The sequence below is a fragment of the Nakamurella sp. genome (assembly GCF_044224575.1).
Taxonomy (GTDB): Bacteria; Actinomycetota; Actinomycetes; order Mycobacteriales; family Nakamurellaceae; genus Nakamurella.
This window is the reverse complement of the sequence record NZ_JBGAKE010000019.1, coordinates 41,973-56,377: the sequence shown is the minus strand read 5'-3', so window position 1 is coordinate 56,377 and position 14,405 is coordinate 41,973. Positions and strand designations below refer to the sequence as shown.

Here is a 14,405-nt window from a genome sequence, read left to right as displayed (position 1 = left end):
CCGGCGCACCCTCCGTCGCGGGCCATGCCATGACCGAACTCATCCACGCGATTTCGCTGACCGTCAACGGCGTCCGGCGCACGCACGGCGCGGTCGCCCGCCGCACCCTGTCCGACTTCCTGCGTCACGACCTCGGTCTGGTCGGCACCCACGTCGGCTGCGAGCACGGCGTGTGCGGGGCGTGCACCGTCCTGCTCGACGGCCAACCGGTACGGTCCTGCCTGATCTTCGCGGTCTCGGTGAATGGGCGCAGCGTCACCACCGTCGAGGGCCTCGCCGACGGCAGCGAACTGGGCCCGGTGCAGCGGGCATTCGGCGAATGCCACGCCCTGCAGTGTGGATTCTGCACGCCCGGCTTCCTGACCACCATCACCGCCGGTCTGGCCGAGAACCCGGAGCCCACCCGGGACCAGGCGGTCGCGATGATCGCCGGAAACCTCTGCCGGTGCACGGGCTATCACAACATCGTGGATGCCGTGCTGCGCGCCGCCGAGTTGATCCGGGAACGGTCCTGATGGTCGCCCGGTACATCGGCGCCGGCGTCCGGCGGGTCGAGGACCGCCGGCTGGTCACCGGCAACGGCCGCTACACCGACGACATCGGTGTCGGTACCGATGCTCTCGAAGCCGCCTTCGTCCGCTCACCGCACGCCCACGCCCGCATCCGGGACATCGACGTCAGCGGCGCCCTGGACATCGACGGCGTCGTGGCCATCTACACCTACGAGGATCTCGACGGCGCGGCCGCCGAGCCGCTGCCCATCCTCATCCCGCACCCGGCCCTGCACGCCGGCCGCACCGGCTACGCGTTGGCCAACGGGGCGGTGCACCACGTCGGCGAGGCGATCGTCATGGTCGTCGCCGAGAACCGCTACCTCGCCGAGGACGCCGCGGCCGCGATCGCCATCGACTACGAGTTCCTGCCCGCGGTGGTCGGTCTGGACGCCGCCCGCGCCGCCACCCATGCGGTGCACGACGATGTGCCCGACAACGTGGCCGCCCACCTGCTCCAGCAGGTGGGCGACGTCGACGCGGCGATGCGGGCGGCCCCGCACCGGATCACTCTCGATCTTCAGATCAGCCGGTCGTGCTCGATGCCGTTGGAGGGCAAGGCGGTGCACGCCCGGTGGGACCCGGACGATCGGAGCCTGCGGGTCTACTCGGCGACCCAGACGGCGACGTCGGTCCGTGCCGCCATCGCGGCCAAGCTGGGCCTGCCGCTGCCCAAGGTCGAGGTGATCGCCCCCGACGTGGGCGGCGGCTTCGGCGTGAAGATCATGCACCCGTGGCCGGAGGAGATCCTGGTGCCGCTGGCCGCGATGCGACTGCAGCGGCCGGTCAAGTGGACCGAGGATCGCCGGGAACACTTCATCTCCTCGGCTCACGAACGCGGCCAGCAGCAGCACATCGAGGTCGGGTTCGACGACACCGGAAGGATTCTGGCGCTCGACGTAGCGTTCTGGCACGACAACGGCGCCTACACGCCTTACGGGATCATCTGCCCGATCGTCACCTCCACCCAGCTGCTCGGCCCGTACAAGCCGGGGGCCTACCGGGTCGATTTCCACTCGATGTACACCACCACGGTGATCGTCACTCCCTATCGCGGGGCCGGCCGCCCGCAGGGCGCCTTCGCCATGGAGCGCACCATGGATCGCGTCGCGCAGACCCTCGGGCTGGACCGAACGGCGGTGCGGGCCGCGAATTTCATTCAGCCCGAGGAATTCCCGTACGACCAGGGGCTGATCTTCCAGGACGGCCGGCCGCTGATCTATGACTCCGGGGACTACCCGGCCCAGCTGGCCATGATCAAGGGTCTGGTCGGCTGGGACGACTTCCCGGCGCGGCAGGCGGCCGCGGCCGCCGATGGCAGGCTGCTCGGCATCGGGATCGGCTGCTACGTCGAGGGAACCGGGCCCGGACCGTACGAGGGTGCGCACGTGCAGGTGCTCACCGACGGCAGCGTGGAGGTGGCCATCGGCCTCACCTCGCAAGGCCAGGGGCACCAGACGGTGTTCGCCCAGATCGTCGCCGACGAACTGGGAGTGCCGTTCGAGCGGGTCCGGGTCACCACCGGCGACACCCGGCGGTTCGGGTATGCCGTCGGTACCTTCGCCTCCCGGGCCGCCGTGATGTCCGGGTCGGCGGTCGCGCTTGCCGCCCGGTCGGTGAAGGCCAAGGCGCTCAAGGTCGCCGCCGACGCACTGGAGGCCGGCGAGGGGGACCTGGAAATCGTCGACGGGGTGGTCGCGGTCCGGGGAAATCCCACCGCGTGCATCGACCTCGGCCAGGTGGCGGTGCTGTCCAACCCGTTGCGGTACGCGTTCGACGAGGCGGCCAAGGCGGCCACCCAGTTCGCCCGGCCCGCCGACCCGGACCGGCCGCCGGTCGCCGAAGGCGAGGCGCCCGGCCTGGAGTCGCGTGACTACTACTCGCCGCCGCGCAGCACGTTCGCCTCCGGCATGCACGCCGCGATCGTCGAGATCGACCCGGATACCAGCGAGATCCGCATCGACCGGTACTGCGTCGTGCACGACTGCGGCACCTTGATCAACCCGATGATCGTGCGCGGTCAGGTGCACGGCGGGGTCGCCCAGGGCATCGCCGGCGCGCTGTACGAGACGCTCGACTACGACGAGTACGGGCAGTTGCGCAACGCATCGTTCATGGACTTCCTGATGCCGTACGTCACCGAGTTGCCGGAGCGGATCGAACTGGGCCATCAGGAGACGCCGTCGCCCCTGAACCCGTTGGGCATCAAGGGGGCCGGCGAGGCCGGCGTCATCCCGGTGTCGGCGGTGCTCGCCGCGGCGGTCGAGGATGCCACCGGCATCCGCATCACCCGGATGCCGCTGTCCCCCAGCGAGCTGTTCCACCTGCGCCGGGAGGGCGACAGCGGATGAAGGTGACCGGAAGCTCCGTCCTGCACGCCCCGCCGGATCAGGTGTGGCAGGCCATGACCGATCCCGGGGTGCTGGCCGGCGTCATCCCGGGCTGCGACGGCCTGGTTCCGCTGGCCCCGGACCGGTTCCGGCTCACCGTGACCCTGGGGGTGGCCTCCATCAAGGGGTCCTACACCGGCGAGGTGTCGTTCCGGGACATGAACCGGCCGCGGTCGCTCGTCATGCGGGCCAACGGTTCCGGAGCACCGGGCACCATCGACACCACCGTCGCCGTCACGCTCACCGAGCTGGGCGACACCACCCGGGTCGACTACGACGCCGACGCGATCGTCGGCGGGATGGTCGGCGGGGTCGGCCAGCGGGTGCTCGGCGCGGTGGCCAAACGCACGGCCGACGCGTTTTTCGCCGCCATCGACCAGACGTTCACCGCCGCACCGGAGCCGGAGCCGGTGCCGGCCGCGGCCGGCGTTGCGCGGTCGTCCGCGGGCGGTGCTCCCGCGGTGCCGGTTCGATCGCACCGGCGGGATCGGCGCGGGGCCCCGTGGGAACTGGCCGCGGCCACGGCGGTCGGCGCCCTGTCGATGCTGGCCGGGGTGCTGATCGGGGTGCGGATCGGGCGCCGCCGGTAGCGATGCCGCCGCCGCCCACCTGCAGTTGATCATGGAAGCCGCTTCGACCGGGGGGTCGAAACGGCCGTACCCCCAATGATCAACAGGGAGTGGGGGGATACCGCGCGGCGGGGCCGGTCAGCGAAGCCGCTCCACGGCGAACTCGGTGGGCGGGTCGGCCACCAGGTCCTGGGCCGGGATGAGCGCGATCTCCCGGGACCCGGCGGTGTGGGTGGCGGCCAGGATGCCGTAGATCGACGACGCGACCCGGGCCAGCGCGGTCGAGACGCCGTCGCGCAGGTGGGCGAGGAACAGCGCCGCGGTGACGTCGCCGGCGCCGTTGACCGACAGCGGGAGCTCCGGGGTACGGACCAGGTAGGCGCCCGAGTCGTCCACCGCGATCATCCCGATCTGGTCGTCGTCCACTACCGACCCCTGCACCGACGTCACCAGCACGGTTCGCGGGCCCATCGCGCGCACCGCGTCCACCGCGGCCAACACGTCGTCCAGGGTGCCGACCCGGCCGACGTCGACCGCGCCGGGATCGCCGCCGAACGCCAGGTACGACAGCTCGAACGCGTTGGGCGTCAACACATCAGCCACGGGGACCACCTTCTCCCGGATCAGTTCGGGAACCCCGGGCAGGACGAACATGCCGCGTCCGACGTCGCCCATCACCGGGTCGGCGCAGTACACCGCGTCCGGGTTGAGGGCGCGGATCCGGGCGACGGTCTCCAGCACCACCGCGGCCACACCCGGCGATCCCTGATAGCCGGTCAGCACGGCGTCCACGGAGCGCAGGGCATCCCGCTCCGCGACTCCCTCGATCACGTCGGAGATGACCGCCGGTTCGATCACCGCGCCGCGCCAGGCCCCGTACCCGGTGTGGTTGGAGAAGTGCACGGTGTTGACCGCGATCACCTCATGACCCAACCGCTGCAGCGGAAAGACCGCGGCGGAATTGCCGACATGTCCGTAGGCGACCGACGACTGGATGGACAGGATGCGCATCCCGGCAGCCTGCCACGCGTCGGGCCCGGCAGCGCCGGCGCGATGCTCATCCCGGGTCTTCGGCCGCAGACCCGTATGGGTGAATTCACGACGGGACGCTGGCCCCACCCGGGTCGATTCATGATCAAATCAACGAGACGAAGTTCTTCTCGGAGGTGAGCGCGTCTTGCGTGCCCTCGTCGTGTACGAATCGATGTTCGGCCACACGGAAGGCATCGCGCACGCCGTGGCCGACGCGTTGTCGGCCCGGGGTGCGTGCGTCGAACTGGTCGAGGTGCACGCCGCCCCACGGGCCATCGGCTGCGACTTCGGCCTGGTCGTGGTCGGGGTGCCTACCCACGTCGTCGGGCTGCCCCGGCAGCCGGCGGTACCGGAGGCGTCCCGGCGGACCGGCCTGGTCATCGCGAAGGCCGATTTCGGGATCCGGAAGTGGTTGGACGACCTGACCATGTGCGACCACCAGCCGGCGGCGACGTTCGAGACGACGTCGGACCGGTCGGCCGGGTCGGCGGCCCGCGCGACGGCGCGCCGGCTCCGTGACCGGGGCGCCGAGATCATGGGCACCGCATCGTTCCGCGTCGTCGACGCGCCGGGGCCGGGCACCGCCGGCGAGGCGGATCGGGCCCGGGCATGGGCGGCGGGGTTGGTTCTCGACGCCGCCATCCACCGGGTCGGCTGACCGCCGCTCGCCCAAAAGGGATACCGGGGCCGATCTCCAGGTCACGATTGGGGTGCAATTTCGCCACGCAAACGGTCGTCCGCGGCGAACGGGGTACTCGCAGGGCACACCCCACCGGGGGTACCGACCGAAGGGAAGTGGCGACCGTGGTTCTTGCGATCGTTCTCATCGTGCTGGCGATCCTGCTGGGCCTGGGCGGCCTGCTGTTCACCGCGCTCAAGTGGCTGCTGATCGTGGCGGCGGTGCTGCTCGTCGCCGGGCTCGTCGTCGGCTTCATCGGCCGGGGCAAGGCCCGCTCGATCAGGTAGCCGGCTCCCGCGGAAGGTCCAGTTCGACGACCGACGACCGGGCGTCGAGCACCACCTTGCGGGCTGCCGTGGCCAGGGTGTCGGGCCCGAGCGCGGTGACGACGTACGGGCCCGGCGTCGGCAGCGGCAGGCACCAGCGACCGTCCGGCCCGGTGGTCAGCGAATCGACGAAGGCGCCGGCCGCCTCACTGATCGACACCAGGGCGTTCGGTACGCCGGTGCCGTCCCGGACCACCCGGCCGGACAGCGTGAGCTGATCCGTCAGGGTGATCTCCGGCAGCGATCCCTGCCCGCCGACAGCCATCACCCGGGCCTGTGGTGCCCAGCCCTGGGCGTTGGCCAGGACCAGGTACCGGTCCGGGCCGGGGAGGGCGATCGAATACCGCCCGTCGTGGTCGGCCCGGCTCCAGTCGACCGGATCACCCGTCGTGGTCATCACCGTCACCACCGCCGGGTAGGGCGCGCGCCCGTCGGATCGCCGGATCCGGCCGTGCACCACGACCTCCTGGCTGTCGCCGGCGCTGACCGCACCGGCCCGGGGCTCCGGACCGACCCGAACCTGCTGGTGCGCCGTGACGGCCGGGATGAACCAGGCAACCGCGCACGCCACCAGCGCGGCGCCCGCGGCCATCCAGAACACGTACTCGAACGCCTGGAACGCCGGCGCGGTGAGCGACCCGACGGTGATCGTCACCGCGCCCAGGATCGCCGCGACGGCGGCGCTGGAGGTCGACGTGCCGATCGCCCGCAGCAGCGTGTTCAGGCCGTTGGCGCTGGCCGTCTCGGTGATCGGCACCGACGCCATGATCAGCGTCGGCATCGCCGCGTAGGCGATCGCGGTGCCGATGCTGACCAGCGTGGAACCGGCGACGACCGCGGTCAGGTTGCCGGACAGGAACACCCGGGCGACGTAGGCGACGGCCATCACCAGGCCGCCGGTGATCAGCGTGATCCGCCCGCCGAACCGGTTGATCAGCGAACCCGACACCGGCGCGAACACCACCATCGCCAGGCCGGACGGCACCATCAGCAACCCCGCGGTGATCACCGGCAGACCGAACCCGTAGCCGGTGGCCGCGGGAATCTGGAGTTCCTGGGTGGTCAGCAGCAGGTTGGCGAACATGGCGAAACCCAGCAGCACGGACGCGATGTTGGTCAGCAGGACCGGTCGGCGGCCGGAGGTGCGCAGGTCGACCAGGGGCTGACCGACGCGCAACTCGTAGGGCACCCAGGCGCACAGCGCCCCCACCGCGATCAGGAACAGGACGATCACCGGCTGGCCGGACCAGCCCCAGGTCGTGCCCTTGGAGACGACCAGCAGCAGGCCGGTCAGCGCGATCGATAGCAACACGGCGCCGACATAGTCGAACGAGCCGCCGGTGCGGACCCGCGACTCCGGCACCACCAGCATGATGGCCACCAGCAGGAACACGCCGACGATCGCGGACAGCCAGAAGTTGGCGTGCCAACCGAGGTTCTCCGACACCACGCCGGCGAGCGGCAGGCCGAGCGCCCCGCCGATGCCCAGGGTGGCGCTCATCAACGCGACCGCCGAACTGACCCGCTCGCGCGGCAACTCGTCCCGCATGATGCTGATGCCGATCGGGATGAGCGCCGCCGCGAACCCCTGGAACGCCCGCCCGACGATCACCAGGGTGAACGTGGCGGAGAGCGCGGCGATCACCGACCCGATGGTCATGGCGATCATGCAGACCAGCATCATGAGCCGCTTGCCCAGCATGTCGGCCAGCCGCGACATCACCGGGGTGGCCACCGCACTGGTCAGCAGGGTGGCGGTGACCAGCCAGGACGCGTCGTCCGCGCTGACGCCCAGGATCGACGGGAACTCCGGGAGCAGCGGCACCACCATCGTCTGCTGCAGGGCCACCGCAGTACCGCACAGGGCCAGCACGGCGACGATCGCGCCGGTCCGCCGGCGTCGCGTCCCGGCGTGCTCCGCCCGATCCGTCACCGCGGTACCACCTCTCCGTGGCCGGCCGGCGGCCGGTCGACCACACCGCCGGTGTTGTTACCCAGGCTCATCAGACCACCTCCGGCCCGGTCACCACGAATGCGACCGGGCGGCGGTTCGACTGCGCCCGGCCGGGGCCGGTGCGAGACTGACCGGTGTGCGGTCCGACATCGATGTGCCCGTTCGTGCGGATGACGCCCCTGGGACGGCTTCAGTCACCCATCCGGCCCTGGTCCTGCCGCCGTCCCAGTTGGCCGGCCGGATCCAGCACACCCTGATCGGGCAGGCCATCACCGATCGGCAGGTGCGCGAGCACGTCGCGCAGACCCTGGAGCACGGTTTCGACGCGGCGATCGTGCCGCCCTGCTGGGTGCCGGTGGCGCGCAGCGAACTGCGGGGCACCGTCGCGCGCATCGGGTCGATCGTGAACTACCCGCACGGCAGCGCGCCGACGCCCGTGCGCGTCGCCGAGGTGCGGGCGCTGGTCGACGCCGGGGTGGACGAGCTGGACGCGACGGTCAACATCGGGTTCCTGCTGTCGGGGCGGGTGACCGAGTTCGCCGACGACTTGGCCGCCGTGGTCGCGGCGGCCGAGCCGATCGGGGTCAAGCTGATGCTCGAACTCCCGCTGCTCGACGCGCGGCAGCGTGAACGGGCGGTGAGCGCCGCGGTGGACGCCGGAGCGGCGTTCGTCGCCGTCGCGTCGCGCTTCTCGGTCGGCGTCGCCGACCCGGCGGGCATCGGGTATCTCCGACGCTCGGTGCCGGCCTCGATCGGGGTCAAGGCCAACGGCGGAATCCGCACCATCGAACAGGTGCGGGCGCTGCTCGCCGCCGGCGCCGATCTGATCGGCACGTCCGCCGGGATCGAGATCGTCACCGGACGGGGGAACGCGCGCGAACCGGGGTACTCGTATTAGCTGGGCGGATCGCCGTTGCCCCGAAGCCAGCAGGAGAGTTCGTTGCCGACGACCGACACGCTGAATCGCGACACCACGCTGTGCATCTCGCTCGCCGCCCGGCCGAGCAACATCGGCACCCGGTTCCACAATTTCCTGTACGACGAACTCGGGCTGAACTTCGTCTACAAGGCCTTCGCACCTACCGACATCACCGCTGCCGTCGCGGGCATCCGGGGCCTGGGTATTCGTGGGGCGGCGGTCTCCATGCCGTTCAAGGAGGCGTGCATTCCGCTGCTGGACGACCTCGATCCCTCGGCGGCGGTGATCGACTCGGTCAACACCATCGTCAATACCGACGGCCGACTGGTCGGCTACAACACCGACTACACGGCCGTCGTCACCGCGCTGTCGCGGCACGGCGTCGCGCCGGGCACGGAGTTCCTGCTCCGCGGCAGCGGCGGCATGGGCAAGGCCGTGGCGGCCGCGTTGCGCGATCACGGCCTGACCACCGGCACGATCATCGCCCGCAACGAGCGGACCGGCCCGGCGCTGGCGGAGCAGTACGGGTTCGGCTGGGCGGCCGAGGTAGCCGACCGGACGGCGCCGCTGCTGGTCAATGTCACGCCGGTGGGCATGGCCGGCGGCCCGCAGGAAAACGATCTGTCGTTCGACCGGTCGTGTATCGCGGACGCGGACCTAGTGTTCGACGTGATCGCGTTTCCCCCGCGGACGCCGCTGATCGCTGCGGCGGAGGACCTGGGCAAGCCCACGATCACCGGTGCCGAGATCATCGCCGCCCAGGCCGCCGAGCAGTTCACCCTCTACACCGGCGTCCGGCTGGACGACGATCAGGTCCGGCGAGCCGCGGAGTTCTCTCGTTCGTGACCTCCCATCGGTGAGGTTGCGCCATTCGTGGTGAGGGCCGTGCGCGGGTTTGCCGTGTCGTGACCCGGCCGTCGGCGGTCGGGGCCCGGGACGTCGGTCGACCTGCACGTCCGACCACGGTTGACGACGCAGCGAATCCGGACCCGCCGGCTGCACACCGCCGGATGGTGGAATCGCTCCCATCCACCGTTCGAGTGGTGCGGCCGCGTGGTTCACCACCGTTCACGTCCTTGCCGAAATGTCGGAGCGACTTCGTTGGGGCACTTACCAAACTGTGACCATCGTGTTGATTGACACGGCATGTCGGCCTCAATAGTTTGTGTGACCACCGTACTAGTGCGATTTGCCGGGCCGCGTTGCGTGCGTCCGGCGCATCCACCGGTGCGGTTCATCCGCGTAGACCCGACGGCCGGCCGGCCGTGGGAGACCTCATTGGAGAGGAACGTTCATGCGCCTGAAGTCCACTGCGATCGTCGGGATGGTGGCAGCGGGTGCGCTGCTGCTGGCCGCCTGTGGATCGAGCTCGAGCTCGTCCGGCACCACCACCTCGGCGGCCGCGTCCGGCAGTGCAGCGGCGAGCTCGGCAGCCTCCGGATCGGCCGCCGGCGGCGGTGCGGTCAGCGGCAAGGTCGGCGTCATCCTGCCGGACACCAAGTCCTCGGCCCGCTGGGAGACCCAGGACCGGCCCGCGCTCGAAAAGGCCTTCCAGGCCGCAGGTGTCGAGTTCGACATCCAGAACGCCAACGGTGACAAGGCGGCCATGGCCACCATCGCCGACCAGATGATCGCCAACGGTGCCACCGTGCTCGCGATCGTCAACCTGGACAACGAATCCGGTGCGGCGATCGAGAAGAAGGCGGCCAGCCAGGGTGTGCAGACGATCGACTACGACCGCCTGACGCTGGGCGGCGGGGCCGACTACTACGTCTCGTTCGACAACACCGAGGTCGGCAAGCTGCAGGGCACCGGGCTGGCCAAGTGCCTGGGCAGCGGCGACAAGAAGATCGTCTACCTGAACGGCTCGCCGTCCGACTCGAACGCCACCGCGTTCTCCGCCGGTGCGCACTCGGTCCTGGACCCGATGACCAACTACGCCGTGGTGGCCGAGCAGGCCGTCCCGGACTGGGACAACCAGCAGGCCGGCACCATCTACGAGCAGATGTACACCGCGCAGGGCGGCAACATCGACGGCGTGCTCGCCGCCAATGACGGCCTGGGCAACGCGGTCATCGCGATCAACAAGAAGAACTCCAAGGTCATCCCGGTGACCGGGCAGGACGCCACCGTCCAGGGTCTGCAGAACATCCTGGCCGGCGACCAGTGCATGACGGTCTTCAAGGACACCAACAAGGAGGCCGCGGCCCTGGCCAAGGTCGCCATCGCGCTGGCCAAGGGTGAGACCCCGCAGACCACCGGCACCGTCCAGGACACCCAGGCCAACCGTGAGGTGGCCGCGATCCTGGAGACCCCGGAGGCGATCTACAAGGAGAACGTGAAGGACGTCGTCACCGCCGGGGGCACCACCGCCGCCGAGCTGTGCACCGGCACCTACGCCGCCACCTGCACCGAACTGGGCATCAGCTGACGCCCTGAACCGCAGCCGGGCCCGGACGACACGCCGTCGTCCGGGCCCGGAGCGCAGCCGGGGGACAGCACGTCGGAGTGAGATGGCAGTGAGAATGCCCTGTCGGAACCAAAGGAGTGGCCGATGACAGACCCGAGCACCCCCATCCTCGAGTTGCGGGGGGTGAACAAGAGTTTCGGCGCTGTGCAGGTGCTGCACGGTGTCGACCTGCAGATCTATCCCGGTCAGGTCACCGCACTGGTCGGTGACAACGGCGCCGGCAAGTCGACTCTGGTCAAGTGCGTCGCCGGCATCCACGGCATCGACAGTGGCGACTACATTTTCGAGGGCCAGCAGGTGCATGTGTCCAACCCGCGCGACGCGGCCGGGCTGGGCATCGAGATCGTGTACCAGGACCTGGCCCTGTGCGACAACCTCGACATCGTGCAGAACATGTTCCTGGGTCGGGAACCCAAGGCCGGCCTCGTGCTGGACGAGGCGCAGATGGAGATCAAGGCCCGGGACACCCTCGCCTCCCTGTCCGTGCGCACGGTCAGTTCGGTCCGTCAGCTGGTCGCCAGCCTGTCCGGTGGCCAGCGGCAGACGGTGGCGATCGCCAAGTCCGTGCTGTGGAACTCCAAGGTCGTCATGCTCGACGAGCCGACGGCCGCGTTGGGCGTCGCACAGACCCGGCAGGTGCTCGACCTGGTCCGGCGGCTCGCCGACAACGGCTTGGGCGTCCTGCTGATCAGCCACAACATGAACGACGTCAAGGAGGTCAGCGACCGCATCTGCGCGCTGTACCTGGGCCGGGTGGCGGCCGATGTCGCGGCCAAGGACGTGACCACCGGTCAGATCGTGGAACTCATCACCAGCGGCCGGTCCGGCGACATCGGGCTGTCCAAGGCAGTGGCGGAGAAATCGGCATGACGACTGAAAACCCCCCCAGCCTGACCAAGAAGGTCGACGACGTCGAGGCCCGGGCGATGTTCGCCGGCGACGCGGCCGGACCGGTGTCCCTGGGCCAGTACTGGCAGGGCTACCTGAACAAGCTGCGGGCCGGCGACGTCGGTTCGCTGCCGGCCATTCTGGGTCTGGTCGTGCTGTTGGTCGTGTTCACGATCGCCTCGCCCGGCACCTTCCTGTCGACCTTCAACCTGGCCAACCTGCTCACCCAGGCCGGCTCCATCTGCGTGCTGGCCATGGGCATCGGATTCGTCCTGCTGCTCGGCCACATCGACCTGTCCGCCGGTGTCATCGGCGGTGTGGGCGCCGGGGTGATGGCGGAGATGCTGCTCAAGGGATTGCCCTGGTATGCGACGGTTCTCATCGCGTTGGCGGTGGGCGTCGTGATGGGCATCTTCACCGGCGTGCTGGTCTCCGCGGTCGGCATCCCGTCGTTCGTGGTGACGCTGGCGACCTTCCTGGCCTACCAGGGTGTGCTGCTGTGGATCATCGGCACCGGCGGCACCGTGCCGATCAACAACGACGTCATCTTCGCCGTCTCCAACGGCAACATGCCGGTGACCCTGGGCTGGATCGTGGTGATCGCCTCGATCGCGGCGTACGCGGGGATCAACCTGATCGTGTACCAACGGCGGCGGGCGGCGAACCTGGTCACCCCGCCGTTGCAGGTGATCCTGCTGCGCATCGCGCTCATCGCCATCCTGTTGCTCGGGGCGACCTTCCTGCTGTCGCAGAACCGGTCGAAGGGCGTGATCGTCCTCGAGGGCATTCCCTGGATCGCGCCGATCGTCGGTGTCCTGCTGGTGTTCTGGACGTTCGTGCAGAACCGCACCGCGTTCGGCCGGCATGTGTACGCGGTCGGCGGCAACGCGGAGGCGGCCCGCCGGGCGGGCATCCGGGTCGGCAATATCACGATCGCCTGCTTCGTCATCAGCTCGGCGATGGCGGTCGCGTCCGGCATCATCGCCGCCTCTCGGCTCAGCTCGGTGACACCGGACGCGGGTGCCGGCAACACCCTGCTGTACGCGGTCGCGGCGGCCGTCATCGGCGGTACGTCGCTGTTCGGCGGCAAGGGCAAGGCTCGCGACGCCATCATCGGTGGCCTGGTGATCGCGGTGATCGACAACGGGCTCGGCCTGCTCGGTCTGCAGGCGTACATCAAGTACATCGTCACCGGCCTGGTGCTGCTGCTCGCCGCCAGCGTTGACGCGATCAGCCGGCGACGCCGGGCCGGCGCCGGACGCTGAGCCGGGCACGACCCGCCCCGGACTGGAAGGTTCGGGGCGGGTCGGCGACCCCGGATTCCGAGACCTGTTCGTCCCCACACGTTCTCGAAGGGTTGGTCAGTGCCGATCGCCGTTCGATCCAGCGCCGGATCGACCCCTGCCGATCAGGCCACCGTGCGGCGCCTGAACCTGTCGTTGCTGCTGAACAACCTTGCCGCCGGCGGCGCGCGATCCCGGGCCCGGCTGGCCGACGACACCGGGTTGACCAAGGCGACGGTGTCCAGCCTGGTCGCCGAGCTGATCGACCGCGGCCTGGTGATGGAGGGACCGGTCGAACGCAGCGGGCTCGGGCGTCCGGGGCGGGCGGTGGAGCTCGATCCGGGCGGTGTCCGGTTCCTGGGCATCGAACTGCAGGTCGACTACATCGCCGGGATGGTGCTCGACCTGCGCGGCACCGTGCTGGCCCGGCAGCGGCTGGGCCGTTCGATGGCCGAACTCGGCCCCGCTCGGGCGCTCGGTGAGGTGGCCGACCTCGCTCGGGCTCTGGTCGCGGAGGCGGGCAGCCGGGTGGACCAGGTGCAGAGCCTGCATCTGGCGATTCCCGGGCTGATCGACGCCGACGCCGGGATGCTCGCCCTGGCGCCGAATCTGCACTGGCGGGACATCGACATCGTGCACACTTTGATGGGCCGATTGCAGTGGAATGACGCCCGCATCGGCGTCGACAACGACGCCAACATGGGCGCGATCGCCCATCACGCGGTGGGGGATGCCTCCCGGTCGCAGAACCTGGTGTACCTGGCCGGGGCGGTCGGGGTCGGCGCCGGCATGATCGTCGACGGGCGGATCGTGCGGGGCGCCGCGGGATTCGCCGGTGAGGTGGGGCACATCGCGGTCGGTTCACCGGACCGGTTGTGCGGCTGTGGTCGCCGGGGCTGCTGGGAAACGTCGGTGAGCCTGTCGGCGCTGCTGGACTCGCTCGCCGAACCGGATGAATCGCCGTCGGATCACCCGTCGGACCTGGGCGCGCGGCTGGGCCAGGTCAACCGGCGCGCAGCGGGCGGTGAGCGCCGAGTGCTCGATGCCATCGACGAGCAGGCGCACTGGCTGGGTATCGGCATGTCGGCGCTGGCGAACATCCTCAATCCCGACACGTTCGTGCTGGGGGGCCATTTCTCCGTTCTGCGCGACTACTACCGCGAGCCGGTGCTGTCCGAGCTGCGCTCCCGGCTGCTCGCCGGGTCGGTCAGCCGGGTGGAGTTCTCCGACCTGGAATTCGAGGCGGCGTCGCTGGGTGCCGCGCACGCCGGTATCGCGCAGCTGATCGCCGACCCGACGCTGGCCCGGATCCGCAAGGCCGGCTGACCGATCCCCGTCCGGCCG

The 14,405-nt window shown here is 70.2% G+C and carries 13 protein-coding genes; 11 read left to right on the top strand and 2 right to left on the bottom strand.

Translation table 11 applies throughout. The annotated features are described in order from the left end of the window. Positions 1–29: 29 nt before the first annotated feature. From ACILSK_RS18965 to ACILSK_RS18955, 3 genes are read left to right on the top strand one after another with little or no spacing between them, the layout of a single operon-like run. Positions 30–515, top strand: a complete 486-nt coding sequence (locus ACILSK_RS18965) for a (2Fe-2S)-binding protein (protein ID WP_395728739.1) — start codon at positions 30–32, stop codon at positions 513–515. Then, positions 515–2,902, top strand: coding sequence for an aerobic carbon-monoxide dehydrogenase large subunit (gene cutA, locus ACILSK_RS18960; RefSeq protein WP_395728738.1), 2,388 nt, complete (start codon positions 515–517; stop codon positions 2,900–2,902). The genes ACILSK_RS18965 and cutA overlap by 1 nt, the downstream gene beginning before the upstream one ends. Beyond that, the gene (locus ACILSK_RS18955) at positions 2,899–3,531 is read left to right on the top strand and encodes a carbon monoxide dehydrogenase subunit G (RefSeq protein ID WP_395728737.1); all 633 of its coding nucleotides are present in this window, start codon (positions 2,899–2,901) and stop codon (positions 3,529–3,531) included. The genes cutA and ACILSK_RS18955 overlap by 4 nt, the downstream gene beginning before the upstream one ends. A gap of 117 nt (positions 3,532–3,648) precedes the next feature. On the opposite strand, the gene pdxY is transcribed toward ACILSK_RS18955, so the two are convergent. Then, a complete protein-coding gene (gene pdxY, locus ACILSK_RS18950) occupies positions 3,649–4,521 on the bottom strand; it encodes a pyridoxal kinase PdxY (RefSeq protein ID WP_395728736.1) in 873 nt (290 codons plus the stop codon). Positions 4,522–4,687: 166 nt separating this feature from the next. On the opposite strand from pdxY, the gene ACILSK_RS18945 reads away from it, so the two are divergent. After that, a complete protein-coding gene (locus tag ACILSK_RS18945; RefSeq protein WP_395728735.1) occupies positions 4,688–5,200 on the top strand; it encodes a flavodoxin domain-containing protein in 513 nt (170 codons plus the stop codon). A 146-nt stretch (positions 5,201–5,346) separates the two neighbouring features. Then, entirely contained in the window at positions 5,347–5,508 is a 162-nt protein-coding gene (locus tag ACILSK_RS18940; protein WP_395728734.1) for a hypothetical protein, read from the top strand. Here the strand turns inward: ACILSK_RS18940 and ACILSK_RS18935 are convergent. Then, positions 5,501–7,480 carry an MFS transporter gene (locus tag ACILSK_RS18935; protein WP_395728733.1) on the bottom strand — a complete coding sequence of 660 codons (1,980 nt, stop codon included), beginning with the start codon at positions 7,478–7,480 and terminating at the stop codon, positions 5,501–5,503. The two genes, ACILSK_RS18940 and ACILSK_RS18935, sit on opposite strands and share 8 nt — an antisense overlap. Before the next feature lie 157 nt (positions 7,481–7,637). On the opposite strand from ACILSK_RS18935, the gene deoC reads away from it, so the two are divergent. The 6 genes from deoC to ACILSK_RS18905 all read left to right on the top strand — a co-directional run bounded on the left by deoC (position 7,638) and on the right by ACILSK_RS18905 (position 14,387). After that, positions 7,638–8,399, top strand: a complete 762-nt coding sequence (gene deoC / locus ACILSK_RS18930) for a deoxyribose-phosphate aldolase (protein ID WP_395728732.1) — start codon at positions 7,638–7,640, stop codon at positions 8,397–8,399. A 42-nt stretch (positions 8,400–8,441) separates the two neighbouring features. Continuing rightward, positions 8,442–9,266, top strand: a complete 825-nt coding sequence (locus ACILSK_RS18925; protein WP_395728731.1) for a shikimate 5-dehydrogenase — start codon at positions 8,442–8,444, stop codon at positions 9,264–9,266. 448 nt (positions 9,267–9,714) lie between these two features. Beyond that, entirely contained in the window at positions 9,715–10,851 is a 1,137-nt protein-coding gene (locus ACILSK_RS18920) for a sugar ABC transporter substrate-binding protein (RefSeq protein ID WP_395728730.1), read from the top strand. A 123-nt stretch (positions 10,852–10,974) separates the two neighbouring features. Beyond that, a complete protein-coding gene (locus ACILSK_RS18915; protein WP_395728729.1) occupies positions 10,975–11,760 on the top strand; it encodes an ATP-binding cassette domain-containing protein in 786 nt (261 codons plus the stop codon). After that, positions 11,757–13,043 (top strand): sugar ABC transporter permease, encoded by a 1,287-nt coding sequence (locus ACILSK_RS18910; RefSeq protein WP_395728728.1) that lies wholly within the window; start codon positions 11,757–11,759, stop codon positions 13,041–13,043. The genes ACILSK_RS18915 and ACILSK_RS18910 overlap by 4 nt, the downstream gene beginning before the upstream one ends. Before the next feature lie 99 nt (positions 13,044–13,142). After that, positions 13,143–14,387, top strand: a complete 1,245-nt coding sequence (locus tag ACILSK_RS18905; RefSeq protein WP_395728727.1) for an ROK family protein — start codon at positions 13,143–13,145, stop codon at positions 14,385–14,387. Positions 14,388–14,405 lie beyond the last annotated feature (18 nt).